The organism is Exiguobacterium sp. N4-1P (assembly GCF_002214325.1).
The window spans coordinates 2,955,766-2,982,507 of the sequence record NZ_CP022236.1 but is presented as its reverse complement, the minus strand read 5'-3'; the positions used below and the strand labels follow the sequence as shown (position 1 = coordinate 2,982,507).

General features: G+C 41.8%; 26 protein-coding genes and 1 pseudogene. 19 read left to right on the top strand and 8 right to left on the bottom strand.

Features of this window, described 5'->3' with window-relative positions:
- Positions 1 to 623: 623 nt before the first annotated feature.
- The 3 genes from A0126_RS15180 to A0126_RS15170 form a co-directional block, all read right to left on the bottom strand.
- Positions 624 to 1,814 carry a transposase gene (locus A0126_RS15180; RefSeq protein WP_162288278.1) on the bottom strand — a complete coding sequence of 397 codons (1,191 nt, stop codon included), beginning with the start codon at positions 1,812 to 1,814 and terminating at the stop codon, positions 624 to 626.
- On the bottom strand, positions 1,714 to 2,097 hold the full coding sequence (locus tag A0126_RS19885) for a transposase family protein (protein WP_369834798.1): 384 nt from the start codon (positions 2,095 to 2,097) through the stop codon (positions 1,714 to 1,716). Before A0126_RS19885 ends, A0126_RS15180 begins: the two co-directional genes overlap by 101 nt.
- 421 nt (positions 2,098 to 2,518) lie before the next feature.
- Positions 2,519 to 3,952 carry a hypothetical protein gene (locus tag A0126_RS15170; RefSeq protein ID WP_088838339.1) on the bottom strand — a complete coding sequence of 478 codons (1,434 nt, stop codon included), beginning with the start codon at positions 3,950 to 3,952 and terminating at the stop codon, positions 2,519 to 2,521.
- A gap of 535 nt (positions 3,953 to 4,487) precedes the next feature.
- On the opposite strand from A0126_RS15170, the gene A0126_RS15165 reads away from it, so the two are divergent.
- Complete coding sequence (locus A0126_RS15165; RefSeq protein WP_050678792.1) at positions 4,488 to 5,300, top strand: ParA family protein; 813 nt, start codon at positions 4,488 to 4,490, stop codon at positions 5,298 to 5,300.
- Positions 5,297 to 5,497, top strand: coding sequence for a hypothetical protein (locus A0126_RS15160; RefSeq protein ID WP_050678793.1), 201 nt, complete (start codon positions 5,297 to 5,299; stop codon positions 5,495 to 5,497). The genes A0126_RS15165 and A0126_RS15160 overlap by 4 nt, the downstream gene beginning before the upstream one ends.
- Before the next feature lie 123 nt (positions 5,498 to 5,620).
- On the opposite strand, the pseudogene A0126_RS19585 reads toward A0126_RS15160, so the two are convergent.
- Positions 5,621 to 5,797: pseudogene (locus tag A0126_RS19585) on the bottom strand (transposase); the annotation flags it as partial.
- 477 nt (positions 5,798 to 6,274) lie between these two features.
- Here A0126_RS19585 and A0126_RS15155 point away from each other — a divergent pair.
- Positions 6,275 to 6,568 (top strand): hypothetical protein, encoded by a 294-nt coding sequence (locus A0126_RS15155; RefSeq protein ID WP_088838338.1) that lies wholly within the window; start codon positions 6,275 to 6,277, stop codon positions 6,566 to 6,568.
- A gap of 551 nt (positions 6,569 to 7,119) precedes the next feature.
- Here the strand turns inward: A0126_RS15155 and A0126_RS15150 are convergent.
- Entirely contained in the window at positions 7,120 to 7,677 is a 558-nt protein-coding gene (locus A0126_RS15150) for a hypothetical protein (protein ID WP_088838337.1), read from the bottom strand.
- A gap of 252 nt (positions 7,678 to 7,929) precedes the next feature.
- Here A0126_RS15150 and A0126_RS19230 point away from each other — a divergent pair, with 252 nt between their 5' ends.
- On the top strand, positions 7,930 to 8,100 hold the full coding sequence (locus tag A0126_RS19230) for a hypothetical protein (protein ID WP_157898511.1): 171 nt from the start codon (positions 7,930 to 7,932) through the stop codon (positions 8,098 to 8,100).
- Positions 8,101 to 9,040: 940 nt separating this feature from the next.
- Here A0126_RS19230 and A0126_RS15140 read toward each other — a convergent pair.
- Together A0126_RS15140 and A0126_RS15135 are read right to left on the bottom strand one after the other, a co-directional pair.
- A complete protein-coding gene (locus A0126_RS15140; protein ID WP_088838335.1) occupies positions 9,041 to 9,625 on the bottom strand; it encodes a PBECR4 domain-containing protein in 585 nt (194 codons plus the stop codon).
- A 359-nt stretch (positions 9,626 to 9,984) separates the two neighbouring features.
- Positions 9,985 to 10,323 (bottom strand): YolD-like family protein, encoded by a 339-nt coding sequence (locus A0126_RS15135; protein WP_088838334.1) that lies wholly within the window; start codon positions 10,321 to 10,323, stop codon positions 9,985 to 9,987.
- A gap of 2,339 nt (positions 10,324 to 12,662) precedes the next feature.
- Here A0126_RS15135 and A0126_RS15125 point away from each other — a divergent pair.
- The 8 genes from A0126_RS15125 to A0126_RS19880 all read left to right on the top strand — a co-directional run bounded on the left by A0126_RS15125 (position 12,663) and on the right by A0126_RS19880 (position 18,364).
- Entirely contained in the window at positions 12,663 to 12,878 is a 216-nt protein-coding gene (locus A0126_RS15125; protein WP_088838332.1) for a hypothetical protein, read from the top strand.
- 105 nt (positions 12,879 to 12,983) lie between these two features.
- Positions 12,984 to 13,577 carry a hypothetical protein gene (locus A0126_RS15120; RefSeq protein ID WP_088838331.1) on the top strand — a complete coding sequence of 198 codons (594 nt, stop codon included), beginning with the start codon at positions 12,984 to 12,986 and terminating at the stop codon, positions 13,575 to 13,577.
- Positions 13,578 to 15,963: 2,386 nt separating this feature from the next.
- On the top strand, positions 15,964 to 16,197 hold the full coding sequence (locus A0126_RS19225) for a hypothetical protein (protein ID WP_157898510.1): 234 nt from the start codon (positions 15,964 to 15,966) through the stop codon (positions 16,195 to 16,197).
- A 460-nt stretch (positions 16,198 to 16,657) separates the two neighbouring features.
- Positions 16,658 to 16,891, top strand: coding sequence for a hypothetical protein (locus A0126_RS15115; protein ID WP_088838330.1), 234 nt, complete (start codon positions 16,658 to 16,660; stop codon positions 16,889 to 16,891).
- A 227-nt stretch (positions 16,892 to 17,118) separates the two neighbouring features.
- Complete coding sequence (locus A0126_RS15110) at positions 17,119 to 17,304, top strand: hypothetical protein (RefSeq protein ID WP_088838329.1); 186 nt, start codon at positions 17,119 to 17,121, stop codon at positions 17,302 to 17,304.
- A 151-nt stretch (positions 17,305 to 17,455) separates the two neighbouring features.
- Positions 17,456 to 17,674, top strand: a complete 219-nt coding sequence (locus A0126_RS19220; RefSeq protein WP_157898509.1) for a hypothetical protein — start codon at positions 17,456 to 17,458, stop codon at positions 17,672 to 17,674.
- Between the two features lie 137 nt (positions 17,675 to 17,811).
- Positions 17,812 to 18,018, top strand: a complete 207-nt coding sequence (locus tag A0126_RS15105; protein ID WP_088838328.1) for a hypothetical protein — start codon at positions 17,812 to 17,814, stop codon at positions 18,016 to 18,018.
- A gap of 70 nt (positions 18,019 to 18,088) precedes the next feature.
- Positions 18,089 to 18,364, top strand: coding sequence for a JAB domain-containing protein (locus A0126_RS19880; protein WP_369834797.1), 276 nt, complete (start codon positions 18,089 to 18,091; stop codon positions 18,362 to 18,364).
- Between the two features lie 467 nt (positions 18,365 to 18,831).
- Here A0126_RS19880 and A0126_RS19215 read toward each other — a convergent pair whose 3' ends face one another.
- Positions 18,832 to 18,975 carry a hypothetical protein gene (locus A0126_RS19215; protein ID WP_157898508.1) on the bottom strand — a complete coding sequence of 48 codons (144 nt, stop codon included), beginning with the start codon at positions 18,973 to 18,975 and terminating at the stop codon, positions 18,832 to 18,834.
- A 329-nt stretch (positions 18,976 to 19,304) separates the two neighbouring features.
- On the opposite strand from A0126_RS19215, the gene A0126_RS15095 reads away from it, so the two are divergent.
- The 7 genes from A0126_RS15095 to A0126_RS15070 all read left to right on the top strand — a co-directional run bounded on the left by A0126_RS15095 (position 19,305) and on the right by A0126_RS15070 (position 26,733).
- Positions 19,305 to 20,852 (top strand): AAA family ATPase, encoded by a 1,548-nt coding sequence (locus A0126_RS15095; RefSeq protein WP_088838326.1) that lies wholly within the window; start codon positions 19,305 to 19,307, stop codon positions 20,850 to 20,852.
- On the top strand, positions 20,836 to 21,504 hold the full coding sequence (locus tag A0126_RS15090; RefSeq protein WP_157898507.1) for an HNH endonuclease: 669 nt from the start codon (positions 20,836 to 20,838) through the stop codon (positions 21,502 to 21,504). Before A0126_RS15095 ends, A0126_RS15090 begins: the two co-directional genes overlap by 17 nt.
- 384 nt (positions 21,505 to 21,888) lie before the next feature.
- Entirely contained in the window at positions 21,889 to 22,374 is a 486-nt protein-coding gene (locus A0126_RS15085; RefSeq protein WP_162288277.1) for a helix-turn-helix transcriptional regulator, read from the top strand.
- A 352-nt stretch (positions 22,375 to 22,726) separates the two neighbouring features.
- The gene (locus tag A0126_RS15080; RefSeq protein ID WP_088838323.1) at positions 22,727 to 22,915 is read left to right on the top strand and encodes a hypothetical protein; all 189 of its coding nucleotides are present in this window, start codon (positions 22,727 to 22,729) and stop codon (positions 22,913 to 22,915) included.
- 14 nt (positions 22,916 to 22,929) lie between these two features.
- Complete coding sequence (locus tag A0126_RS15075) at positions 22,930 to 23,154, top strand: hypothetical protein (RefSeq protein ID WP_050678812.1); 225 nt, start codon at positions 22,930 to 22,932, stop codon at positions 23,152 to 23,154.
- Between the two features lie 92 nt (positions 23,155 to 23,246).
- A complete protein-coding gene (locus tag A0126_RS19345; RefSeq protein WP_162288276.1) occupies positions 23,247 to 24,341 on the top strand; it encodes a hypothetical protein in 1,095 nt (364 codons plus the stop codon).
- Positions 24,342 to 24,363: 22 nt separating this feature from the next.
- Complete coding sequence (locus tag A0126_RS15070) at positions 24,364 to 26,733, top strand: VirD4-like conjugal transfer protein, CD1115 family (RefSeq protein ID WP_162288275.1); 2,370 nt, start codon at positions 24,364 to 24,366, stop codon at positions 26,731 to 26,733.
- Positions 26,734 to 26,742 lie beyond the last annotated feature (9 nt).

The following is a 26,742-nucleotide window of genomic DNA, read 5'->3' as shown; positions in this document are numbered from 1 at the left end:
TATTTCGTCCAAAACATATAAAAGTGTAACTTCGGTACGGTAAGAAGCGACCATTTAAAGAAAATAGTGCTCAAAAATAAATTTTAAAAAAGTGATAATTTTCGTTAAAGGTCATTCTGGTACGGAAATTTTTGACCAAAATACTTAAATGTCGTTTCGGTACGGTATTTCGCGACCAAAATACTATAAATGTCGTTTCAGTACGGTTCAAAACGACCAAACTACTTATGTATTATTAGAAATATGCAAATCTAGGACGAAACAATATTACCAAAATTAAAAAATGGTCGTTTTTCGACAAAATTCGATATGAAGGTACATTTTAAACTGATTAGTTAATGTACAAGGTAGATCGTATGACCTTTATTCATACAAAAAACGCTTATATAATTTTCATAAGACTAAATCTTAAAAAAATATAAAAGCGTTTTTTAAATTACTTAAATTTTGAATTTTTTATATAAGTTATTTCTTTCTTGTGAACTGTACTTAATGACTTTAAGTATTCATTTATTTTTTATGAGAGGATAGTTGTGTAATGCAGAATAGGAGTGGTTCTTACGCAATGTTAGTGAATGTTGACGAGCATATTCCCAACTAAACATTATCATTTTCTTACAATATTAATACTCCGGATCTGGATTGCGACAGAGCACTCGAATACGGAGTAGATCGAAGTTAGCCCGCCCATACATGAGGCGTTTGATCATTTTCAATCGATTGACATTGCCTTCCACGTAGCCATTGTTTTCTTCGTACTGACAGGCTGCCAAAATGACCGGAAGGTCTTTCTTGAGGCGACGCACAAAGCGAGCGAGTCTCGGATGTGCCGTGACTTTCGGGTTCATAATCAAACGAAGTAGTTCATCACTATCTCGCACACGTATTGCTTCTCGGAATCCTTGGATGAAGCAGAATGGGATTGAAAGATCCGGATATTCGCATAACAAATCTGAAACATCTGCGATGTCTTTCTCATTCTTTTTCGGCCATTGCCAGAGTAATCGACAAGCATCTTTACGCGATAAAAAGAGCGGATTTTCTAGAAGCAGCCCCCTACGAATATCTCGAGCCCGATAACGGATAGCCCCGTAAGATCCCTTATACCCTAGACCTCTGAGTAGTCGATTGATTTCCTTCAATGTCAAATGGTTCATGACGTACTCTCTTAAATAATCCATATAGCGATCAATTGAGTGGGAACGTTTCGGTCGTAGTGACGAGGGGTGATAATTAAGCTCATTATACTTCTTGACAGTTCGCCAATTCAGGTGAAGAGAACGAGCGATTGCATTCAGGGACATGCCCTTTCGATGCATGGATTGAACAGAAGAGACAAGTATTTGGCGATTAGAATCAATGGAAGGAAAATCTGTTGTAGAGGAATTCCCGTCCTCTACAACAGACTGGCTCTTATGGATAGGTAAGCGACTAGGTAGCACACGTCTACAAATAGTAACGAGCAACTCCCACAGATTGTGAATCAGATGGAAACGATCACTCACTACGACGACGCCTTTTTTCTGAAGTGTTTCCTGATACCCCGGGAATCTGTCTGAAGAAGCTCGAACAGGTTTTTCAATCAATCGATCCATCCATTCAATCAACTCTTCAGGATTCCGTGAACAGAATAATTCGATTGGACGATGGGTTTGTGCATTGCAGATGATTGTTCCATAACGATGTCCTTTTTTGAAGGCGAAGTCATCAATCCTAATGATATCGGGCTGTTCCGAAGGAACAGGGACACGTCTCAAAATCTTGAGAAGCGTATCGTGACTGATCCGTATACCAATCAATCGTCGGGCAAACACGTGCCGCTTCCTTAGCATTCATGGCAAGCATCAACGTCGTCAATACATGATCGGTCCGGTTGGTCCGCCGAGAATAAGGTACCGCCCACTCGAGGCGTTCAGTAAAAATGATGCGTTCACAGTTCGGGTTATCGCAAAACCATTTCGGAACTCGAAGCATGAGTCGGATACATTGCTGTATTCTGAACAGATCACGAATCCTTCTCCAAGTGAAACCGTGCCTTCTGTCACAACGTGTACGGCAGTCCGGACAGTGGCTAGTGCAAGAAACGAGATGCGCCATAAGGTGTGTCTCGTGATCATTCTTTTCCATCGTCATTATGCGAATACGCGGATCCAGTTCTTCGATCTCGTACATAGGAATCAGTCCTTTTTAACTCTATTCCCATAGTATTGAAAACATTACCTCACTAACATTGCGTAAGAACCACAAACCTATTGCAAAATACAATAGTTACTACAAGATTTATAACTAATAGACCAATTAATATTCCAACGAACACCTTTTTTCTTGTAAGTTTTAATGTCCCCTTTTTTTTCATTCTAAGAATTAAAAGTATAATTAAAAAAATTAGTCCTGCTTGTATTAACGATTGCATAATCCCCTCCTTATTGACGTTCAGTCGATACGTTACTGCCCATGTACTATTGGCAATAATACGACTAGATTGAGTTGTTCTATACCTATTTTAATGTTTCTATTTTTACAGTGAAAGAACATTGCTGCGATCATCAAGTTCCCAACGTTCTAAGGGATGGAAGTAAAGAAAGTAGTAATCTCCTGAACGATGCCAGTCTTGAATAATAAAATCGAGTTCTTTAATTCGATCAAGATTCGTTTCGAGTTCCTTTAAGTTTTCTGCTTTCCGACTTTTATTGAACCGGATAGAGTGCGTGAACTGTCGCCAGTGCCGCTTCGCCGGGATCTCCTCCTTGAGTTGGAAAGAGTTGAGGCGTTCTTTTTGTAGGACGAACGACAGATGATAGGCGAACGTGCCCTTCAATCGTTCGATTTGCTCTCCGTAGATGCTAATAATCTGTTGCTTGAGCAGATCGTCATAGACCTCTTCCGAGACAGTCACAGTGATTTGCGTGTCGCGCTGGATAGCAGATGCTCCACTGATTTTGACGGACGAAAATAGACCGAAGATGGAAAGGTCACCATCCTCATTACGTACCGCGACCCGGTAGTAACCTAACTTAACGAGACGCTGCGTTGTAAGGGTATAGCTCTTCCCACTGTCATTCCCATAAATCTTCTTGACCAACTTTGAGATAGGGAACACAATCTTTCGATTCGTTTGGAAAGTCAGATCGCGATAAGAAAGAATTTCGTTGAACGCTTCAAAATCACGTGAATCAAGATCAGGCACCTTTCCATCTAGTTCGGCAAGGAACTCGTTGCTAACGAGGACGGAGAGGTTATTTGGTACACCCTGCTTGTATTTAGGTACGACGGCTGAGTAATCATGCAAGTCTAGTGAAAGGTCCGTCAAAGTTCCTTCCCCTTGGTTAAACTTCTCGGTCGTGTTCTTCATACGATCTGATAGACCGAAGAACGGTACGGTGATCGAGGTAGACGTCGCTACATGCGCTTTTGGTTGTGCACGTTTTAATTCCTTAGCCACTTCACCAATAACCATGAGGATATCAGTTCGCATGGTCGTTGTTCGTTGATTCTTAGTCTTTTGTCCCCAATGTGGATACGTATGGATTAAGAGATTATTGTTTTCAGCCCATTCTTCTAGTTCACGTATGTGTTCTTGCATTAATTGTTCAACGCTAGCAACAGAAAACTTTCGCTGGAAGCCTTCTTTCCCTGCAATATTCCAAAATTCGTGGTACATTTTGTGGAGTCCCCGCAGCTCTTTCATTGGTCCCTTGTTTTCAAGATAATTTCGAATTGCTGAGCGGACCCAGCGACGTTTTAGTTTTTTGAACGAATAGTAACGGAGCTTAGTATAAACGTCTTCTTCATTTTGATATTCATAGTATTCTTCATAAAGTTGATTGACATATGTTTCTACGTCAGCGATATCAATGGATGCAAGTTGTTCAGTGACATCATTTTCGAGCAATGTCTTCGCTGCTTGAGAAACAACGAGCTGTCTATGCTGTGTGGATGATGTAGAATCCATAATGCATCTCCTCCTTAAGTCATTGTAATTAGCATATCATGAGACATCGTTTTTAACTTAAAAAGTATAAGTTGAAAACATGTGTAGAAATGTATATGTACACATCTATATATGAGTACAAGACAGCGGAAAGTACATGAATGAAAGTGTTTAACTATACGTAAGTACATATATGTGTGTGTATATGTATTTAACCATACATAAGTAAATGAGTACAACCATACCGAAGAACGATAGTTTATTTTTAATTTTAGTTTTTATATAGAAGAAACTCGTTATAAAATGATTCGATCTATTGGTTATACTACACATAATTGATGTACGTTTTTCTAAGATTTAACTGATAATCCGACGGGATTATGCCTGATTTCTTTCGTAATATCTCGGTACTCTATTTTTCACCTTGCTGTCGTTCTCCTTGAACTGGTATTCTTAATAAGTAATGTGTACAACCATACAGGCTAAATACTTAATCACAGTGTATAACTCATCGTATTATGAATGAAAATATTTTTTCATAGGGAGGTTTCTTTTCATGTCGAAACAAGCCATCGTCATCAATATTTCGAACTTCAAGGGTGGATCTGGAAAGTCGACAACGACAGTCGGTGTCGCTCACGAAGTTGCAAAGATGGGGTTTAAAACTCTCGTCGTTGACTTCGATCCTCAAGCCGATGCGACAGCGTTCTTAATGCCTGATTTGAATCTAGACGAGAATATGACCGTGTTCGAAGCGTTTCAAGCGGGAGACTTGAAGCTTGCCTTATACAATGTCCGTGAAAATCTCGACTTGATTGCATCTGATTTTGACCTAGTCGGATTGCAACTGTATTTGAATAAATTCAGGGGACTCAAGGCACGTGCAAGTGTCCTTCATGCATTGATTGAACCGTTACGTGAGGAGTACGATTTCATTTTCATCGATATTCCACCGACGTTATCGGATAACGCAAACAATGCGTTCGTAGCTTCAGATTTTCTCGTGATTTCCTTGCAGACTCATGGTACGTCTCTCCGGGCAGCGCAAAAGTTCTTGCCGTATCTTGCTGAAACAATCACGTATTTCAATGAAGATCTTCAAATCGCTGGTATTCTATCTGTCATCTTCACGAAGGGGGCAAGTAGTGACACACGAGTCATGAAACAAGCAGCGGAGCAATTTGGAGATGCAATGTTCGATTCGACAATCCTATACCGCGAGCGTATCAAGTCTTGGGGAGAACACGGTCTACTCGACGAAGATGGCGATCGATGGGACAAAGATGCTCTTAAACAATACCGCGAGTTCGCTCTTGAACTGATCGGTCGCATTAATCAATTTAACTCTGAAGAGGAGGTTACCTCATGAGCAAACGGATGAACGAAGACTTATTAAAAAATACATCACGTACTGGTAAACGTAGTCCACTTTTACCGCAAACAACGCAACGTCATACGGTACAAGTACCAAGGGAATTACACAGACGCCTTCGTCAAATTGCTTTCGACAAAGAAATTTCAATGGCAAAAGTTATCGAAGAAGCTCTCGATAAAGCTGGACAATAAACGAAGATCTACCGATATAGCAGCTCTTCAGATTGTAAACAAACCCTCATTTCGCAGTTGAAATGAGGGTTTGTTGTACGTAATAGTGACTAAAATACGAATAAGACATGGATCCCAGGAATCTCAAGACCAATTCGCGAGCTTTTTAAGATTCAAGGCAATGAAAGAAAATATCGCTTGAAGCGTCGTTTTTTTACTCCACAGTAACGAACAGGTCTAACGCATACCATGCTTTTCTTTAGCGTCTTCGAAGACACGTTCATTTGTTTCCTGACGTTTTCGATACAACGCTCGATTCATAACGTCTTCTAAATACGATGCGCATACGTATACCAAACGTAAATACAATTAAAATAATAAAAAAATAAATTTGATATCGCAGAAAATCTAAAAAGAGTCACAAAGAACTCGACAAAACATCGGTTTAAAAATGGTACTCACGTATCATTACATGTTCTCTAAGAACTAAGCGTTTTTGAACACAGCCATAAGAGCGAAAATTCCTCCTGCTCTTATGGCTTTTTCTATAGCTGTAGAATGATAAGAAGCTTATTGAGCTGGCTATCTTTGGTTCATATTTTCAAAAGAGAACGGAGATAAGTAAACAATCATGATCGTAAAAGGACATCTGAAATAAAAAAACAGAAGAGATTAAAAATATAATACTGAGATGAAAAAATAATTGAGGAGATTGTTTCAATTTCTTCATCCAACGGATGAGATGAGTTATAAGATCGCAGGACAACCTGTGATCCTAGAGGAAAGGAGGAATAACGCATGCCCAAACTCAGATATTGGAGTGACCGAATTACTTTAGCACAGCAACGCGATGTTGATGGAAAAATCCGTGAACTCGGAAAGCAACTTCAACGTCGCACTGGTGACTTTAGCGCTTTGGATTTGTTTAACGCGGATATTTTTGCATACGGTGTTTTTCTAGATCTCGACTTAACAGATGAAGAAATCGTTGCACTGATTCAAGAACGACTACAGATTTTAACTAGAATGAGCAAGGAGTTTACAGCTATCCAGTCAGAAAACGGATTTCATTACATGTTTTCTGAAAAGTAAGCGTTTCTGAACAAAGACATAAGAGCGAAGATTCTTTCTGCTCTTATGTCTTTGTTCGTATTGCGAACATCGAGACCTTGTCGAACGACTTTCTTGACGATCTCTTTGAAACGCTATTCCTTTATTTGATAATTGCAGCTCGTTGATTGTCACGTAATCCTTAGCTATACAAAATCACGAACTTGCCATTTACCGGAAACTACTTTCCTCGTCCGGTACCGCATCATGGAACTTCTTAAAATCTTGCTTTGATTGATGCGAAATATGTCTTTCAGAATAAATTATGAAATCCCCTTCCGGACAATAGACGGGCGGCGTCATTCAGATGATGCATAAGGCACGTGTGAACGTGTCCTCCGCTCGCGAAAACCTTATTGACCACGTGTCGACACCAAAGCAAAACGCTAGGACCGGTCGTGGTTTGGACTGGTAGCGCATCGATTCTCTCTCTTTTCTTATAATAAAACTTGCTTACTGACAGTGTTATTGGTGTGCACAACCATGAAAATATACTTGAGTACAACCATACGCGAGTACATGTACTTACGACATCATGTAAATAGTTTTCCTTCGGTCGGGAATCGTTCCAGGAACAACTCATAGTTTTCCTTCGAATAAAGGTCGAGGACGATATCCGTGATTTCATCGTACTCTTCCGGAAGGTCATGGTGATGGCGGTCTTCTCGATATCCGATGGCGACGCTACCTTCTTCAATTTTCTTAACGGTCGGGTGACCGAGATACGATAGGTCGGGTGAAGACGAATCATTTTGATAGACGATGAGGCAATGTACGCTATTGTCACCGATCCAGAAGTTCTCGATATATTTAATATCACCGGGGACCAAATACCAGAAATGCTGCCATTCACTCGTTGGGAATAATCGTTGCCCGACATGTTTTTTAATTGGTTCGATCAAGAGTTCCGCGACGGGCAACATTTTGATGTTCGACTGAGTTGTTTCATATACTTTGATCTTGTCCTGCATCTTCTTGATTTTTTTCTTCAGGCGACGAATTTCCTTGTTCATCAGATCCATGACGACCCGTGATTGCATATATTCGTTTTGATATTGTTCACGACCTTTTTGATTGTTCGTCTCAGGCATGCTAATATCCCCTTTACAGTTTTGACTCGTTCATCGTACCTAAAAAAATCAATCTTGGCGAGTTGTGACAGGTGTAGATTTATATAGATCGGATAGGGTCTGTTATTGATTGTATACAGTAGCTATCGCGCGCTCTATTGATGTGTACAAACATACGTGAGTATATATGTACATGTATGATTATATGTTTGTATGGAGTATGAATGTTTACGTGCGAGTATTTGTTTACTTTGAATGTGTTCAAAAAGTAACTTGGAGCGAAGTGGGGGGGACTTCTCGGATTTACTCCTCGTCGATCCGGAAGAAGTGATTTCGATCACTTTGCTCGGTCACTTGCTGGTTAAAGTAATAGTGGAATGTCTCCCGTTCGTAGACCTCGGACTTCGCGTCACAGGAATATTCGACGCCGTGACGACGGAGTAACAAGAGACCATAAGGATATTGCCGATGGAAATGGAGTTCCGTATCGCACTAGTCTTCCTGATGGGTCACGACACATTTTTTGATGAACCGATCAATCTTTCCTTCGAGCATCATGATATCACTTGCCAGGTTTGTTGAACTGTCTGATACGGGAATCCATCCTTCGTGAAATAAAGTAGATGATGATCCCGTCCATACTTGACGAGCGTTCCTTTCGTACTCAGATCAGTACTCATGACATGGATGAACTTCTTCAAGACGAATCAGAACGCTTGTGTAATATCTTGCTCGAGCGATGCGGGCGACGTGTCCGAAATAGTCAAAGAAATAACAATCGGTATAGACGCCGGTCAAGAACCACTGATCCGCTGATTCATAGGCGTACGATGCATTGAATCGTGCCGTTCGTCTTCGAATAGAAATGAAAATTCGGCATCTTCGAACCGCACCTCGAAGGTTTACTCCTCGACATCAATCACTAGAAGTGGTGCTTTCATAAGGAAACGATCGAGGAAGACTTCTAAACTCTTTTTCATGTCATCGCTGTCGAACTGGATGGAACGCTATACATTTGCTAGAGGACGACAGGACGGAAGTGAGACGGCAATTCATAGTATTCAAACAGGTTGATCATGTGGATGATGCGTTTCATTTGGGTTCTCCTTCCTTTTGCCAATACCGCTCAAATAACGCAGTGTGCCCGGTGTCATACATGGATGATGTTCTCCGAACTGGTAAAACAGTTCGGTTTGATCTTTCGCATAATCGAGATGATCCAGATCTTGTACTTCATGATATTTATAAAACAGCTGGTAACGGTATCTTCAGCAGGTTCATATGCTTGAGGTTGGCTCTGACTATACCCTTTTTTCGCAAATTGTATCGTGGTCGTGTGAAAGAGAACAAAAAAAGAACGATCCGAAGATCGTTTTGTCTCGTTTTATTTTTTGAACGATACGCTGTGAATCTCTTGTCCGTTCGAATCAAGAATCCGCATCGATTTGTAAGGTGCCTGAATACGATCCGCTTTCTTCGCTTTCGGACCCTGGTCCTCTATGAAGGTCATCGGATAAAAAACAGCCGGATCTTCGGAGCCGACGTTGCTGACGCCAAGATAATACACCCAGTTGTACCGGGTGTCGTAACAATAGAACATGACCTTAGCTGGTCCTCTTGTTTTTTCACCGATTTTTGGATTGGTCATCAATTCCACCATTAGACTGAAGAACATGATGCGGTACTCCATTTCTTCATACGTTTGCGGGTTCTTCTCTTTAAGAGAAGCGATCGTCAGCTCGCCTGATTTGATCATGGTGTTGATCTCAAGGTTTGTCCCTAAGTTAAAATAATGCAATCCAATCAAGTGAGGGAACTGCGCATACTTGAAATGAATCTGAAGCGGAGAGACTTTATTGTCAGTCTCGTAAATAAAGGTCTTGTTTGCGAAATGTTCTTCATACATTTCGAGTAGACCAAATAAAGTAACCTGATCAAAGAAGTCAGGACGATTTTTTAGTCGTTTCATCACGATTAATCTCCTTAGAATGAAGTCTACAAAAAAGAGTGACCCTCGAAAAAGGGTCACTCCCGAAAATTAATCGTACGGTACGACTGGACATTCTCCAGTGGGATGCTCCTGTGTATTATTTCTCAGCTTGTCCTTTGTAAAAACATAAAGACAAGTGTGCCCCCAGGCGGGTCCGGATAGTACCACGTATCCTTCATAAGTATATTACCCCTAATACGACTGTTAAAACAAGCAAATTCGCTCAGTTTATGTCCTTTTTCGACAGTTTTATGTCTAAATCGGACACTTTCGTAACGTATTGGCATCGGACGACTCCACTCGCTTCGAGGAGATGGTCGTGCACATCAGGCATATACTTAGAAGACTGTCGAGGCACCAATCAGCTGATCGAAGCGTACGATTTCTTCTTGGAAATTACTTTTTCGTAGTAAAATAGTGTCTTTTTCATAATTGAGTTTCTCAACATATGCGTTGAACTTATATTCGATTTCGGTGTGATGCGTGACAATACGGAGGAGCCCTCCGTTAAAGATTGCATCATTCAACACATTTTCGATTTGTGGATCCAATAGCTCGTCGTAATTCGGGACATCCAGTTGATGTACTTCCCGGTGATACTGTTTGAGCATCGCCTCGTGTTCAGGCATGAGAAATAATACCCATTTCAAGTTTCCGCGGTTGACGTATCGCGTCATTGTGAATCACTCCTCTAGGTTTCGAAAAATAAAGAACATTCGTTCCTAATTTATACCCCAGATTCGTGATCCGCAATTCTGCTCTTCGCAACGGGTACCACGTCGAGAATGGCGTCGGCACCGCGCTAACTTTGATGGGTCTGGTTGTTTTTATGCATGTTGGCTCAGCGGCACTCAGACGACGTCTCGTCCGTTTACAGCCGATTAGAGTGCGATATTGCACCCATTTTGATAGAATTTTGCAGGAATTCGCTCGTTTTCGCTCGATTTCTGCACGTTCAGGAAAAAATGATGATTGTTATTGCGTTGAATGGCTTCGCTGCAGTCGTATGATCAAGACGAACTGAGCAGGTCTCCTTCTCGTGAAACGATGGTGACATTAAAATATATAGGAAAAATAGGAGATTTTTTTAACAACAATTTTAATTTTTTTGATTTTCATAAGCATACGCCAACGTTGATGAAGCGGAAGGGCACTTTCGTACGCCTTCACTCATTCAATTATGGGGCTGCAACATGCCTAGTAACAAGCATAACTGACCTTACTGACAAGCATAATTTTAAAATAGTGCGTTGAATTGGAGTAGCAGCAGGTGACCTACCTGATGCCGATGATAATACATGTGTTTTATTCTACTACATACGATAATTTTTGTGATGTCGATAAACGTCTTCCGAACAAATATCGGAATGCGTCAAACAGCGGAATCACGCTGTGCCAAGCTGTCATCGTACGGACGAATTGATTCGTTTCAAAGTAAAACAAATACTCCATTCGAGGCGTATTAATTGAATCCTTTAATCGTTCCCCTGAAGAATCCCTCCATGTGTACATCATAGATTAAATTATGACAGGTTTGCGACCGAAGTTCGACTCACTGATGAACTACATCTAGTAAACGAGGGGTAATCCTTACTGTGTTTCGTTGGTATTGCTGGCGTCATAAAAAAACGACATACCCGGTGAGACCGAACATCCTCAACGTGAGTTACCGCTTGCATATGATTCCCCGAACAGTGTATATAGAAAAGGAATCTGCACGAAAGGTGACATGATGGTGGAATTTGCTACCGGCCAGCTGAACCGGTAGCGCCTCCACAAGAGATATTTCGAGCATATATGAGAACTGTGACCGCGAATGGCTCGAAATGCGATTCACAGTGTAAGAGATGTATGATTGTGACGAAATCGAAGAATCCCGATTTGTAGCAAAGTGGCTCCGCGGCTTTAACGAATCCGTTTAGTGGTGTTCGCTGCTTGTTCGTCAGCCGATCAGGTGCGATTCACATTTCGAAGCGAATGCAAATGCCGAACTGGGAACTCGAAATAAAAGACCGCCGCGTGACCAAAATGGCTTGTCACCCCCGATACTTCCTCATCGAAACCATTAGAGGTTTCAAAGTCAATATACTTCGCAAACTTTATGAATATTCCGCTCAGATGTCCGAGCAGTCGGGAAAAGGTGTCTGATAATGATCCAGAAACGCACGCCCTTTTCTTCCCTGTATTCTATGCGGCGCCATCCGAAAATTTTTTTACATGATATCTATTTTTGAAAATGATTGGAGTTATAAGGAGGGGCGACGTCCTTTTTGATGTATGCTCTCCTCATGTACGTCATTGTGTCACAAAATCAAAACGAATGTGCGGTTATTCGGTGTGACGTCGAAAACGAAACTTTGGTATTGCTAGAGAAATCGATGACGACGCTGAACGAATCATCCGTCATCGTGTTCATCCTTCCTATTTCCGTACTTGCCAAAAACGCGATAAAAAGGACATTTGTTGATGAAATAGTGTATCGAAACTATAAAAGTTGTTCGATGATCTATCTTCTCGTCGTACTTCCTTTGATCTTCTCGACACTCGGATAGACTTTTTGACCGTTCCATGATTCGTCTTGTTAACTGTGATTGGTAATTTGAATCACACCAAAAGAAGGAATCATCATGAACAACACGAAGCACTCAAGACCCGCGGCAAAGTCAAGATTCATCAAATCGGTAAATGGTCATGGATTTGGAAGAAACGCTGTTTCCTGCACATTTACTAGACGCTTGGCGGGAAGAAATTCAAGTTTAACGCCCGCTATACCGACGAACCGCTCTACGGTCAACTCTGGTACAAAGGACGAGTCGATGAATATTGAGCGCGACTTCGGTCGTTCTTTTTTAAGCTGATGAAATCCGCTACCGCTTGCCACGTATAATAGAAGAGATACTAAGAAACGCGGTGATTAATTGATGGACTGGAGTGGATGAAGATGGAGGCACAGCACAAGACACGCCAACAAAAATAGACGTCGCGTCCGATTACCTTGACCGAGATCAAGAATCGCGTGAACGGTGGAACCGGCGTCCACACCTCACAGACAGCGGAAGAAGTTGTTCACGTTCGGATTCGCACGATTGACGAGCAAGAACATCAATGCCATCACGAAGATGGTGAAGTCGTCGGGACGGAGTATAATCTCCGCGTGTTCCAGATACAATTCGGTGGGGGAGAGGACTATGAGTTCAGCATGCCGCATTTCGCCGACGACCGCGATCATTGATTGATCATACAACGTCACCTTCAAACGAGGGTGGCGTTTTCTCGTGTTTAGGCAGGAGAAACGGTGGCATGAGTGGTAGTAAAGGTTGACAAGGAGGTAACGTCATTGAGGAAGCAATCAGTCAGAGCACCGCGCGTCGTCCGCTACACCGAATTAAAAGAACAGGGACTCGTCGAGATGTTGCATGAAGGAGACGACCTGATCCGTTTGCTGCAAGAGCGAGGATTCATCTGCGTAGAAGGAAAGGTCACCTTTGCTCCGTATCGTCTTATGTTGGAACTGGAGGAAGAAAGAATCGAGTATCAAGTGAAATCGTTCGGGGTCGATGATGTGCATGTGAATCCACACAGCGAATTCAGCTTGCCGCATTTCATCGATGACCGCATTATTAACGTGGATGGCTTCCGCGAACCACGACGGATCAAGCCGCCGAACTTCGTGCCGCGCAATATTTTCGACATGACGTTCAGTGAAGCGTCGGCTTACACACCGTTTCTGACGGAGGATAACAAAAAGGGGCTCTTGCAGATGATCCGAAATTTTGGATTCGTTGGGACGAATCATCTGTCGTACCGCTTAGTGCATAACTTGAATCTCCGGAAGACGGAATTCATGATGCGGAGCTATGTCGATCATGAATCCATCTCGTATGAATTCCAACTGGAAGGATTCATCGATGACCGTGAGGACTCGGATTGAAGGGAAGGGACTTGAGGTCTCTTCTTTTTATTGTCGTCGAATAACTGTGATTAGTATGGTGAATAAAAATCATCCACACAAAATGAGGAAATCGTAATACATCAATTAAAGGAGGAATGGAAAACTACGATAACTTGAATTTCATCATCAATAACATCGATTAGGTGATAGAAAGAACTATTAGACGCTATCTTGAATAAACAGACATTACTGATGGGAGATACTATGACGAATAGATTTAACCATCGGTACGGGAAGATTTACATCATTGCCTACTATGAAATAGTATCTTATCGATCTCTCGATGGGACTCGTCATTTCGAGTGTGATGGGAGATCACGATCTGACGAGGTGTTAAAGAAGAACGAAACTTTGTGAGGAACGAGAGGCAATTTCACAATCAGTTCTTTTAGATGGTGAGTGAGAAGTTGATTTATGAAGAGACGATATCTTCATTGCAATGATTAAAGAGCATTCGAAATATATCCGCTACGAATAATAAATTTATGATGTGTACAACCATACATAAATTTATGTACTCAAGTATGAATGAGTACATATATATAGTTATATTCGAGTACATATACACGCAAAATGGCTGAAGGATTTGTGATTCAACTATTAGGCGCTATGATCAAAGAAACGATCAAGACAATTAGTATAAAACGAAGGATATCACGGAACTCTATAGCATCAACGAAAGATCGTAACTTGAACTATCAACACTTGACGATATATGCCTGGAAAATATTATTTCGACAACAACAATGTTCCAAATCGATCCAAACGGTTAGTAATTTAACACCTTCAAGATGTTAAGTGACGAAGGGTGTTCCATATGGTCGTCTCCAAGACAACCGAATATCTGTACCTGAAACAATATCAGAAGGTGATGGCACAGATCGACGCCATGCTGAAAAAAATTGGAGCTTGCTCGTTCAGACTGTTCGCCGCTATTGATCCACTAAACTAAAAAAGACAGGTTTGACCTGTCTTTTCATATAGTTACCAAGCTTCTTGAATCGCATCGCGCTTGCTCGCACTGCAGCTTGCCGACTTCGAACTCCAACACCTCGATGTATTTCGTATAGTACTTCGCGATTTACTGGAGTGATTTCGATTCCGAGTCGAGCGTCTGAACATAGACGCTTGTTGTGAAGGGGATCGCATCTTAGATATACTTCATTGCCTTCTCGATGTAATCAATGCGATTGATTTTATTCACGGTCGGCGCATCCGTCATTTCTTGATGAACGGGATTGATTGACTCCAAGGTAAAGTCATCAAAAACATTAGAGAATAAGCAGTTATCTAGAAAACAAGGAAATGCATTCTTAAAAAAATGGATTTTTTTATTTCATTTACTATAATTCCAAAAATAACAACACGAAAAAAGTCTCCTTCATTATCTACAAAATGATCATAGATACATTTTCATTCTTATCTGAAGAGTGCTTGAGACCAAGATCAAAAACGACATGAAGAGATATACCCTATTTTTTAAAATTGATCTCGTGCTTCTTAAGAAATCGCTAATCCATCTTTAGTTAGTATCACGCTTGATCAATTACTTGTACGATTTCGCTAACGCCTGGAACTCCTATAATTGGTTTCTTTCTTCCTTTTTTGACGCCAATCGTTCATACACGTTAGATTTGCATCTATAAACACCTATTTTTAATTTCGCTCTCAGTTGCATCGACAATCAATTCAATGACCAACCACCTGACTCGATGCAACTGAACGAAAAAACGACTTATTCCCTTATTTTAATTGTAAATCGACGATTAGTAGATTCTTCCTCGAATTTCAGATCGCTCTCTTTTTTTTGCTATTTTTCACATCATTGCGTGAAATGATAATTTCACGACATTTTATTATTGGTATTAAGCCAATTACTATTTCACGCATCTAGATACTGAGATGCGAACATACTTTCACCTGGTTGTATGATTTACATAATTTTTTTATTGTAATTAAGGTGTTTGAAATAAATATTTTAATTCCTAAATATTGGATAGAGTATAATCACTCAGATACATAACCCGATTTGATCCATACGAAAATGTGTCCAAAACCGACGTATCGATAATTTTACGAGGATTAAATAGTTTTTATGATTAAACGTGGTGAAGGGAAGATAAATTTTATAATTGGAAATAAAATTGTGATTATTCAGGTGATTAATAGCACTTAGAGTGTCCTTTGTAGGATTACACAACACCACTTAACAACCGACGAAATGTTCGTTGTCCTCACGAACTTCGACATCCATCAAGAGGACTCGACTATGAATCAGCTAGCTACTCGCTTAATTGAAATCACATCTTTAATCTTATAAAGAGTAAAGCAGACGCTTTACTCTTTCCGAAAGGTGACACATATCATGAAGAAAATTGACGTCATTCGTATCTCCATCCGACTTCTTGAAACGAACGCTCCCCATGCCATCCTTGCCTTACCAGCAAAGAAACGAGAACTTGACCGATTGCTCGCGGACAAGGAATACGTCCCGTCAAGTTCCTGTCGACGACCTGAAAGGGGCACTTCGCATGAAGCAGATCGACAGTCGGATCGCGGAACTGAACAAGAGCCTCGAGAAGTTGGAGCACGCGATTAAAGGGTATAAATATCGGCTTCCGCAACTCAAGAAGATGCTCTAAAACCTTGAAGCGATTGAGCGACGAGAAAGCATCATACTAGCGCCTTGAGAACTATTTTCTTTGCCTGAAATTTCGTGTACATGTACTTATGTATGGTTGTACATATATATATTTTCATAGTTGTACACGCTGAAAACGGACTCATGTTAACGAATATCGGTACCCTGCATTCTTTCGAGGTCTCATCGTCTCTGATCTTCTCGAGCTACATTTCGTTTACTTTACCTCCTCGTCGTCGTTGCGAAGGAAGACGTGCAGAAAGGACTCAGCTACGATATTTTTCAGGCGACGGTCAACCAGGTATATGTCGAGTACCATCATGAGTTCGTCCGCGAAATCGCTAACTTCAATCACAACTTTGAAATCTGATATCGACCCGCTGCCTCGTCACCCAATAGGAAGAACACATTATGCAACGTGAAGAATATTATCAATCGTTTCATTTCAAAACTCGTCTCGCTCGAACTTCCACGCATCTTTGACGCTGCCATCGTCCATACCTTCGAGAAATACGGGAGCGTCGTCAAATGTCCGAAGACGTTACTCGAGCAGCGGATGATCTATGCCGACATACCTGTCTTATGCCTTAACCGAAATCGAAACAATCCTGACCTCCGAAGCACACAACGACGTCGAAGTGCATGGTCTTGAACGCATATAACTGTGATTGATAGAGTGAAGAAAGGTAGCTTGGTAAGAGCATTCGTAACAACGCGAAAGAAGTCGGTTCGAATACGACCATCCTATTTTTGACGAAGGAGGAAAGTGTCATGCTGGAGATCATTGAAGTCATCTTGGGCGAGTGCATCTGCCGGCTCTGTAACGCTGTCATCGTCAATCGCTGGTTAGGTCCTTAAATCCGAAAGGGGAATAACAACATGCCTTTATTTTATGTCGAAGAAAATCAAATAAACTTCTTACAAATAATTATCAGTCACCTCGAAAACATCCCATCCCTCGACGCTAAAGCAGAAGCTCTTCATCTCAAAGGAAAGTTCGTCGAAGAGAACAGTTGGTCCGTCATTGAAATGCAAATCGAGAATATCATCAGCGAGGTCGAATAAGAAAAAGGCATCACCATCCACTACTCGAAAGACGACCTCAAAACGATTGCGCGTAACCTGCGCCATTTCGACAACTCAGACCTGTATGATTCGATTGAGGGAGGGATTCACGATACCTTGTTGTGAATATGGAGGTAGTGCTTCAATCCGCATGTCTTATAATATAGGAGACACCAATGAGAGGAGCACTCCCACGGAACCATTCGAACTCGAAGAAGAACAACGCCAGCAAGTCGATACTGTCTATGACATCGACATTCATGGTCCCATATCGATCGACGTCGTCACAGGACAACCGTTAGGCGTCGGTGACCACCTCTCAAGGTCATCGACAAGGGAACGTCGGATCGACAAGTACTTGTCGAGCTGACCGTCGCTGGCCCCGCCTACCTGGTACTCGATCGACTCCGCTTCGCACTCTTGAACTTCATGAACGGCAACATCCAGCGGAGCGAAATCGAAACGTACTTCCGCTCATTGTAAGACGCCCTCTAAAGAAGAATCATCATGAAAAAACCGAAGACACTGGAGCAATCCGTATCCCTGAAGAAGACCTATCGTTCCATTCGTATGTACAAGGTCGAAGAGGTACTCGATGAGCAATTGAGCTATGACCCGGTTCGTAACCCTAAGACGCTCGCCACAGTCGCTAAGAAATTGATCGACGACAAAGACCGGGAGCACTTCCTCTTCCTCGTCATCGCCCTCAACTAAAAAATGAGGTGATCGGTGTTCACATTGCTCACGTCGGTCAGCTCAATTCTTCCTTGATGCATCACGTGAAATTTTCAAAATTTTAATCATGTGTAAAGCTGCGTACTATGCCTTAGCGCATAACCATCCTTCCGGAATGACCGAGCCTAGCGAGGTAGACGTCCAGGCGACAGACCGCATGACCGACGCCGGATACTTGATCGGGATTCCACTCATCGACCACGTCATCGTCAGTAAAGACTATATGCGTGAATTCTCGAAACGACAACATTTCGTTATTCACGGACTGAATTTCAACAAACCCAACCCGATATTCAAAGACCCTAGTTCCATTCATATTTTATGAGAGATAACCCACTGCTTATCTGAAATAACCCGGCATGTAAGTGTCGGATTTTCTTATTATCCTCGCTTGTCAAGTTATATTTTCGACGTTCCAACTGGAAATTTTTTCCGTTTACTGAAGCTAATTTTCACACCCATAGGAGGATCACTTATGTAAATCCAACAACTCACCCGTTCACACTAGAAAGCGTCCCGACTGGTCAATTCTTCGCTCGTTCGAGCATGGTCCATCTTTCTCCGGTCATATCGAACCAATCGATTGCAGAAATCGAAGGCACTTAGCCCAATCTTCGGAAGACAACCTATACCTTCCTCGTACCAGAGAAGAAAAAACGCTTCTGTCATTGCGCCACACGACATGCTCGACGTCATCACTGACACGAACTATTGCAAAGTGAAATCTACCGGATGTATCAAGTCTTCACACATCGATAAACAAAACGCCCTCCGGATTGGAGCGCGTTCATCTTATTTCTTTTTTTCGTCTCCTTCCTGTTTCAAGGCTTCATAGGCGACAACGAGCTTCTCCAGGTCTTTCTTACTGACCGCGATCGTCACATTCCAGTCGGCACTGTTCGCTAAATCATTCTTCAATCGGTCCAGTGCTTCCATCGGTTTCTTCCCTTTCGAAGGAGGACAGTAAACATTCTTTTTCGGATCATCTAATTTGATAGTCTCATCTTAATCATAAAATCTAGCTATTCGGAATTAGATTTTGTGGATATTGCAGTTTTGAACGATTACGGATTTACAAACATATTTAACGAAATAAATACAAAAATATTGATATCAAAATTCACTTTTATTTTTATTAAGGAAAGAATAAAATAGCATTGTTATAGAACTAAAAAAATGTAAATTTTACTTTTTATGTTACTAAAGGTATTGTATAAATAACAGGTATTATATAAATAACAAGATAATAATTAAGGAGATTAATAATGCTTAAAAACCTAAGTATAAATAAATGGAATCAATTCAATACAGTTAAAATTGATTTTCATCCAAAAGTGACTATAATAACTGGATCTAATGGTGCAGGGAAAAGTACATTATTTAGAATGCTTTCTTCTGATATGGGATGGGGATACGCAGAAGTATCTAATCCTGTTCGAAGTAATAATGAAAAGGAAGTATCCTCATTTAGAGCTGGTCTTACAGAAGAAATTTATAAAAATAGTTTAAAAAAAATTAAAATAAAAGAGCTCGAAGAGCTAAACAGTCTTAAATCTAACTATTATCGTAATCGTTATATTCCCTATGATGGCAATCTAGAAGTTCGACTCATCGAATTAAACAACCGGGAAAGAGAGATACTTTTAGGTAGTGGCTTTTTAGATGATTTTGATGAAGAAATTCATGAACCTTATGCTCATATAACTGATAATCATGCAAAAATAGGGAAAATAGAACTAGATGAAGGTGTCTTTTCATATTATGTTCCAGTTAAAATTGAAGACAGTTCATATAACTTCACATCAAAATATGAGCCAATCGACTATTATAATCTAAAAAATAAAAAAGATAAATCTATAGAGGAGGAACAATCGTTCTCAAATTCTGTCATGGAGTATGTTAGAGGAGCTCATTTAAGAATTCCCGGTCTAAATATTCCTTCGCATAGGCACACTTATACTTATGAAAAGATTGAATCTGTTCCAATTCATGCATCGGATACTAATGAACTAATTAAAGACTATTTTGAGAGCATCAAGAGAAGAGCATTAAATTATGCTGACGCAGAATCTCCTATTATTACTATGAAGAAATCTATAATATCCTTAGCTTTGTTTAGTGAAAGTAATAGTTTTGTAGAAGGAAATTTGGATTTTAAAAATATGTTTAATAGATTTAATCAAATTCTTAGAAAAATGTTACCCGATCATATAAAGTTTAAAAGTTTATATATTGGTTCAGGAGAAGTAGTATTAGAGACAGAGTCAGGAAACTATCTTTTAGATGCTGTTTCTGGAGGAATAGGTGCTTTGATAGATATAATTTGGCAAGTTTTTATAGTTGATTTTGAGAGTGATAATTATGTCGTCTTAATTGATGAATTAGAAAATCATCTTCATCCATCTATGCAAAGAGAAATTCTTCCCAAACTTCTTGAAACGTTTCCTAATGCACAATTTGTAATAAGTACACATAGTCCTTTTGTAATTAATTCAGTGAATGATTGTAAAGTTTATGCGCTTAAATACAATAATGAAAATATGATTAATAGTCACGAATTAGATTTTGATACTAATTCCGGAGATGCATTCGAGATACTAAAAGAAGTTTTAGGTGTTTCAGTTACAATGCCAATTTGGATGGAAAAAGAGTTAAAAAGTACAATAAATCAACTTGAAAACAAAACTTCATCTTCTTTGACATTAGAGGATTATAATAAATTAAAAAAAACATTACATGAAAAAGGACTTATTAATAAACTACCAGACCTATTAAACCTTCTTTTGGAGAATGATAATGATAACATTAATTAAATTAGATGAGCCTAAAATTTTATCTGATAATTATCAAATTTGGACAGACGAATTAAAATTACATCAACTTAAAGAAAAGGCAAAAGGGAAAAAAATACGATCATATATAAAAAGTAAATATAGTCATAAAGACATAAAAGATCAGTTAAAAAAAGAAACTTTTAAAAAATGTGCATATTGCGAGAGTAAATTTTTAGCTACTGGATTTGGTGATATCGAGCATGTTATTCCCAAAACACATGATAGCGACATGTGGTTCAAATGGGAAAATCTAACTATAGGATGTCAAGTGTGTAATAATAACAAAGGAAGTTATTATGATGTTAATCTTCCTATTTTAGATCCATACGTTGATGATATTGATAAACATATTTTTTTTGCAGGAAGCTTTTTAGTTGGTAGAACACAGAAAGGAAGTCATACTATAAGACTTCTTCAGTTAAATCGGATTGAACTTTTAGAAGCGAGAGAAAGATATTTAAGCAAAACAATACAACCTTTTATTGAGCTCATAGTATCTCATTCGAATCAAGCTTTAAAACAAATTGTTTTAACGGATTTAATTGAACTGACAAGAGAGTTTAATGAATTTAGTAAAATGGCATCTACAGTAGTTTCTCAATTTAATGATCCTACGAAATCTGCATCTTAAAATTGAACTGAACCCTGAAATTATAGAAACTTTATAAAAGACCTCCATTCGGGGGTTTTTTTGTGTTTAATGATAAAATAAAATATATTAATAAAATTAAAAAGTAGAAGAAAAAATAAAGAAATGATGAAAATTAGGAAAACAATAAAAGCTTAATTTCAAAATCATCCATAAAGTACAATTACAGTTTTGTTGCGGAGTACAAAATAATGAGTGAAATATATAGAGAAACCGTTGAAGCTGTTATGTCTGACATAATTCGACATTAGTAATCATACTGACATATTGAAATAGTTGTTGAATTGACAGAATAATCTGCTATATTCTAACTATCACTAGGAAAACATTGTCATACTTTAGTTCTCGAAGGAAAGGAGCATGTATATGTACCGATTCGGAGAGTGGTTACGACGAGAACGTCTAGAACATGGTTGGAGTCAGGTACAGTTAGCTGAAAAGACATATGGAGAGATTTCACAAGCAGCCATCAGTTCCTATGAGCGAAGTCGTTCACTTCCTTCTATCCTAGATGTCCAAATCCTTGCGACAGCCTGTGAACAGACACTAGGATCCATCCCTTGGGATGAATTCGACTTGAGGATGGAGAAGAAACGAAATTGGTCGCACCTGAAGCAGGAACGTTTCGATCTAGCGGAGCTCCCACTCGCGGATTCTGTCCGCACATTTGATGGCAAGACTTATCAACTACATGGTCGAATTGCAATCGAGCAAGAGAGTAAGGAGACAAAAGAGATTGCGCAACTCTATTATCGGATCCGGACCGTCGTCGGAGAGAATCAAGTCATCGCCAAACGAAAGCATCCGGATGACGAGTTGATCCACGTCTCGCGTCGCAGATTGATTCAATAATGACGACGAATGAATACGTATCCACTTACGAAGTGAAATGAACAATCATCGAGGAAATGATGACCGTAGCAGCATATCGCTAAGGACAGTCACTCCAATCACATACCGGCGTGTCCCTCATATGTGACCGGATGAGCGGGATATACGCAGAAATGGTTCGGCGAGAGTCGCCTAAAACTCGCCTACAGGTCACGTATTCGTTGAGGGTCAGCGAAAAACCCTAGACAGATGTTCCGGTATTTGGATATCAGAGTTCGTGGGGGAACGTGCTCTAAACCCACCGCCTTGCTTCACTTCGACTGTCCTTAAGGATGTGCTGCTGCGCATCGACCTCAAGGAAGGAGTGTACGCCATGCCGACACGTGAACAGAAGCAGAACAAGACCTTTGCCGAGAAGTTGCTCCGGATTCAAGGAAAAGACTATGAAGAGTGGCTCGACGCCCAGCATCAACTCGTCATCCAAGAGAACCAAGAACTAATCTTAGAAGCACTCGACTCAAAACTGAACTTCACATCGACTGCATCCGCGTCACGGGATTGAAAGGAGGAAAACAGATGGGATTGAATGAGACAGGACTCAGCTTACTCCAGTTCTTTCAAGGACTCGCTGTCATCGCAGCAGCCATTGCTTTCGCAGTTGGTGGCTTTTACTTCATCTTCGGGGGAGATCGTGGACGATCGAAAGCAGTCGGTTGGCTCGTCGGTGGTGCCGTCGGTCTGATCATCGTCATGGGTGCCTTTACGCTGGCTGAGATGGTCAACGATAATATCAAATTTTAATTGAAGAAGTGATCACACAGACCGTCATTCCAAAGTGGATGGCTTTTTTTATTGCTTTCGTTTCGATGTCTCGTTTTAAAGGAGGAGAATGTATGCTCTTCGTCCGTTTCACGGATGTACCGAAAGATGCCTTTCCGAACTATGAGCGTCTCCCATATGAGGAAGCGCTTTTATTATCGACTCAAGTCCATCAAGAAGCTCAACAAGCGAACGAACGGTTTGCGAGCGAGTTCCGGATCTTTGATGATGCCGACCAGCTCGTCTACAAAGGAACGTTCCAGTTTGGTGATCTGACCTATCCGAACCTTTATCTGCAGCTGAAGGATCGAATCCCGCGTATCCGGATCCGAAAGGAGGATGCGACGAAAAAGATTCTATTACTCGAGAACCTAGAACGTTTGACACCGGAATCCTACAAGACGATGACGGCGTCGGCAATTCAGCAACATCCGGATACGACACATGTCTCCCGCTTACGTCGCGGGCAACGTCGTCTCGTCTATAGCGTCAGTGGTGTGTGTCTTTTGCTCCTCGGTGCGCTATCCATCGTTCAACTGACACAGCCCGACTCACCAAGCAATGTCCGTGCAGCATCGTCAGGGGATTGGCAACCACTTTATGAAGAAGCGTTAAATGGCAAGACCGATGCACTCATGCAGCGTCTGGAAAAACAAAAGTCATTGAGTAACGAACAACAACAGTTCCTGATTACCCAGTACGTCGAAAATCAAGACTACGATCAGGCGGTTGCTGTGACGAACAATCCGATCGATGTCGAGACGATCATCATGCAGTCGAAGCCATTCGCAACAGACCGTCAAGAGACACTGCAAGCCTTCCAAGCGGTCCATCCGACGGATGAAGGTGCCTTCGATCTCGCCATCCTAGAGAAAGACTATAAACGTGCGGTCTCAATCCCGGACGTCGAGATGACGACCGTGCGCAAGGAGGCGAAGACACGTGCCTACATCGCGTTGAAAGATGTGACGAAGGCACAAGAAAGCGTCAAGATGATCCAAGACGAACAACTGAAACAGCAAGTGGTAACACTTGTCCAACTGGATGAAGAGATTCAAGCACTCGAAGATCAAAAACGACAGTTATCGGAGAAAACGGACAAAAAAGAGCTCGAGAAGCTCAATGAGTCGCTCGAAGCGAAGCAAAGACAAGCTTCTTCTCTTCTGTAATGAAAGTGTGGTGAATGAAATAATGATGAACTTCTCACTTCGTTCCCTCGCTACATCCACTTGGCTGTGGCGATGCCTTGCCTTTTTGATCGCTTTACCCATTGTATTGTTCTTAGTACTCAATGTGGTGTTTCAGTTCCTGCAGCAGACAATCCAAAATCTCTTTCAGGACGGGAAGTTGACGACCGGTTCCCCACTTCAATACGATCCGAGTTGGTGGACGACGCTCGCATGGTCGACCTCCCTCGCGTTCGCGCTTTTCGGTGCCTGCTTCCTCCTGGGAGGGTTTCTCTTATGGAAGTATTGGCTCAACTTCCGCGATCTTAAGGCAGCCCAGAAAGGAAGTGCTCGCTTTACGACGTTCCGAGAGCTGAAACAGCAGTATCGGGACGTTCCAGACCGCAAAGAGACGTACACCGGATCCGGTGGCGTCCCGGTCGGTCGCTATCGTGATCGCCTCTACATCGATGACAGTGACGTCAACAATCTCGTCATCGGGACGACCCGATCCGGGAAAGGCGAGACGTTCGTCTTCTCGACGATCGATCTCTACAGCCGTGCCGAACGGCAAGCGAGTTTAATCATCAATGATCCGAAAGGCGAACTGTTCGCTGCCTCCAAAGAAACACTCGAGGCACGTGGGTATCAAGTCGAGGTCCTGAATCTGATGAACCCGTCTCAATCGATGTCCTATAACCTGTTGCAGCTGACGATCGACGCTTACCTGGACGAGAACTACTCCCTCGCCCAACAGTATGCGCGTTCGGTCGCCTACATGCTCTACCATGATCCGAAAGCGAAGGATCCATTTTGGAGCAATTCCTCGACGGACCTCTGTACCGCCTTGATTCTTGGACTTTGTGAACAGGGGAAACACGAACCGGAGAAAATCACGATGTATAACGTCGCCCTGATGCTGTCCGATCTCGGATCTCGGATAGTCACGGATGACATGGGACAGGAACAATCGGCGCTCGACGCCTTCTTCGCGTCGTTCCCAGAGAATCATCCGGCACGCATGCAGTATGCGACGCTTCATTTCTCCGGTGGCCAGACGCGCGCCAGTATCCTGGCGAACACGAATGCCAAACTTGGGATCTTCACTCTTGATGCGACGGCACGATTGACGGCACAAAACTCACTCGACATGAAGCTGATTGGCTTCAACCGCTGGATTCGTGGACGTGCCCTCCCCTTGTCACGACTGTCCTTCTGCTTTCCGAGCGGAAAACAGCTCGCCTTGACGACGGACGACGATGGGAGTTTCGTGCTGCATCATGAAGAAACACTCGATGTCGGATCTTCCATCACAGTAGAAAGTGAAGGGCAAAAGTACACCGTGGCACTATCGGGTTGGAAGGACGAGGTGAATGGGATCTTCGACGGTACGACCGATGCTCCGATCGACATCCGTGAGATCCGCCAACATCCGCGTCCAGTTGCCGTTTTCCTGATCGTCCCGGACTACGATCCGACGTTAAACGTCATCGCCTCACTGTACGTCAAACAAGTCTATACCTCACTCGCTCGTGTCGCCTCGCAAGCGACGAGCGGACGTTGTGAACGCCAGGTTATCTTCCTGCTCGACGAATTTGGGAACATGCCAGCGATTGAAGGGATGGCGAACATCATCACCGTCTGTCTCGGTCGGAACATTCGTTTCAACCTCGTCATCCAGTCCTACGCGCAACTCGAGAACCTTTACGGAGAGGATTGGAAGACAATCGACGGGAACTGCGGAAACACGCATTACCTACTGACAGCAGATGAATCAACAGCAGAACTAATTTCGAAGAAACTCGGCGAGCAGACAATCGTCACGAAGTCGCGTTCCGGACAGACCTTCTCACTCTCGAAATCGAAGACGGAAAGCGTTGATGGCCGACGCTTGCTGACGGCAACAGAAGTGATGGGATTGAAGGAAGGCGAGATGCTGATCATCCGTGTCATCAAACGACAAGATAAACAAAAGAAACGGATCCAGTCCTATCCCCTCTTCCTGACTGGACGGACGGCGATGAAATACCGCTATGAATACTTAGCGGATGACTTTAATACAGAACGTTCCATCAACGATCTCGTGATTCCATGCGCGCATGCCCATCTCGACCTGAATACGCTCCGAATCCCGTTCCAACTCGGTCCCTCAGTGGCATCGAAGAGCATTGAGACGAAAGAGGAGACATCTGATGCAACAGAATGGCGTGTCTGTGAGGTTCTGCAACCGAAAATCCTGCGCTCCATCTTCGAGACGACAGAATACGACACCCTATCTATCACTGTGTTCGAGCAAGGCATTACGGATAAAACGATTCCTGTGACGGACAACCAGCGCCACTTTTTGAAGACGATCATCAGTAAACGACTTGAAAAACTTCGTCATGGCGTCTAAGGAGGGCAT

Excerpts from the sequence above, each read along its gene's own strand:
- A0126_RS15085 (WP_162288277.1), top strand. The coding sequence starts at position 21,889 with ATGTACCGATTCGGAGAGTGGTTACGACGAGAACGTCTAGAACATGGT.
- A0126_RS15135 (WP_088838334.1), bottom strand. The coding sequence starts at position 10,323 with ATGACGCGATACGTCAACCGCGGAAACTTGAAATGGGTATTATTTCTC.
- A0126_RS15140 (WP_088838335.1), bottom strand. The coding sequence starts at position 9,625 with ATGAAACGACTAAAAAATCGTCCTGACTTCTTTGATCAGGTTACTTTA.
- A0126_RS19220 (WP_157898509.1), top strand. The coding sequence starts at position 17,456 with ATGTCTTATAATATAGGAGACACCAATGAGAGGAGCACTCCCACGGAA.
- A0126_RS19885 (WP_369834798.1), bottom strand. The coding sequence starts at position 2,097 with ATGGCGCATCTCGTTTCTTGCACTAGCCACTGTCCGGACTGCCGTACA.
- A0126_RS19345 (WP_162288276.1), top strand. The coding sequence starts at position 23,247 with ATGCTCTTCGTCCGTTTCACGGATGTACCGAAAGATGCCTTTCCGAAC.
- A0126_RS15105 (WP_088838328.1), top strand. The coding sequence starts at position 17,812 with ATGAAAAAACCGAAGACACTGGAGCAATCCGTATCCCTGAAGAAGACC.
- A0126_RS15070 (WP_162288275.1), top strand. The coding sequence starts at position 24,364 with ATGATGAACTTCTCACTTCGTTCCCTCGCTACATCCACTTGGCTGTGG.
- A0126_RS19215 (WP_157898508.1), bottom strand. The coding sequence starts at position 18,975 with ATGGAAGCACTGGACCGATTGAAGAATGATTTAGCGAACAGTGCCGAC.
- A0126_RS15090 (WP_157898507.1), top strand. The coding sequence starts at position 20,836 with ATGATAACATTAATTAAATTAGATGAGCCTAAAATTTTATCTGATAAT.
- A0126_RS15150 (WP_088838337.1), bottom strand. The coding sequence starts at position 7,677 with ATGCCTGAGACGAACAATCAAAAAGGTCGTGAACAATATCAAAACGAA.
- A0126_RS15080 (WP_088838323.1), top strand. The coding sequence starts at position 22,727 with ATGCCGACACGTGAACAGAAGCAGAACAAGACCTTTGCCGAGAAGTTG.
- A0126_RS15155 (WP_088838338.1), top strand. The coding sequence starts at position 6,275 with ATGCCCAAACTCAGATATTGGAGTGACCGAATTACTTTAGCACAGCAA.
- A0126_RS15170 (WP_088838339.1), bottom strand. The coding sequence starts at position 3,952 with ATGGATTCTACATCATCCACACAGCATAGACAGCTCGTTGTTTCTCAA.
- A0126_RS15110 (WP_088838329.1), top strand. The coding sequence starts at position 17,119 with ATGCCTTTATTTTATGTCGAAGAAAATCAAATAAACTTCTTACAAATA.
- A0126_RS15075 (WP_050678812.1), top strand. The coding sequence starts at position 22,930 with ATGGGATTGAATGAGACAGGACTCAGCTTACTCCAGTTCTTTCAAGGA.
- A0126_RS15160 (WP_050678793.1), top strand. The coding sequence starts at position 5,297 with ATGAGCAAACGGATGAACGAAGACTTATTAAAAAATACATCACGTACT.
- A0126_RS15095 (WP_088838326.1), top strand. The coding sequence starts at position 19,305 with ATGCTTAAAAACCTAAGTATAAATAAATGGAATCAATTCAATACAGTT.
- A0126_RS19225 (WP_157898510.1), top strand. The coding sequence starts at position 15,964 with ATGAAGAAAATTGACGTCATTCGTATCTCCATCCGACTTCTTGAAACG.
- A0126_RS15165 (WP_050678792.1), top strand. The coding sequence starts at position 4,488 with ATGTCGAAACAAGCCATCGTCATCAATATTTCGAACTTCAAGGGTGGA.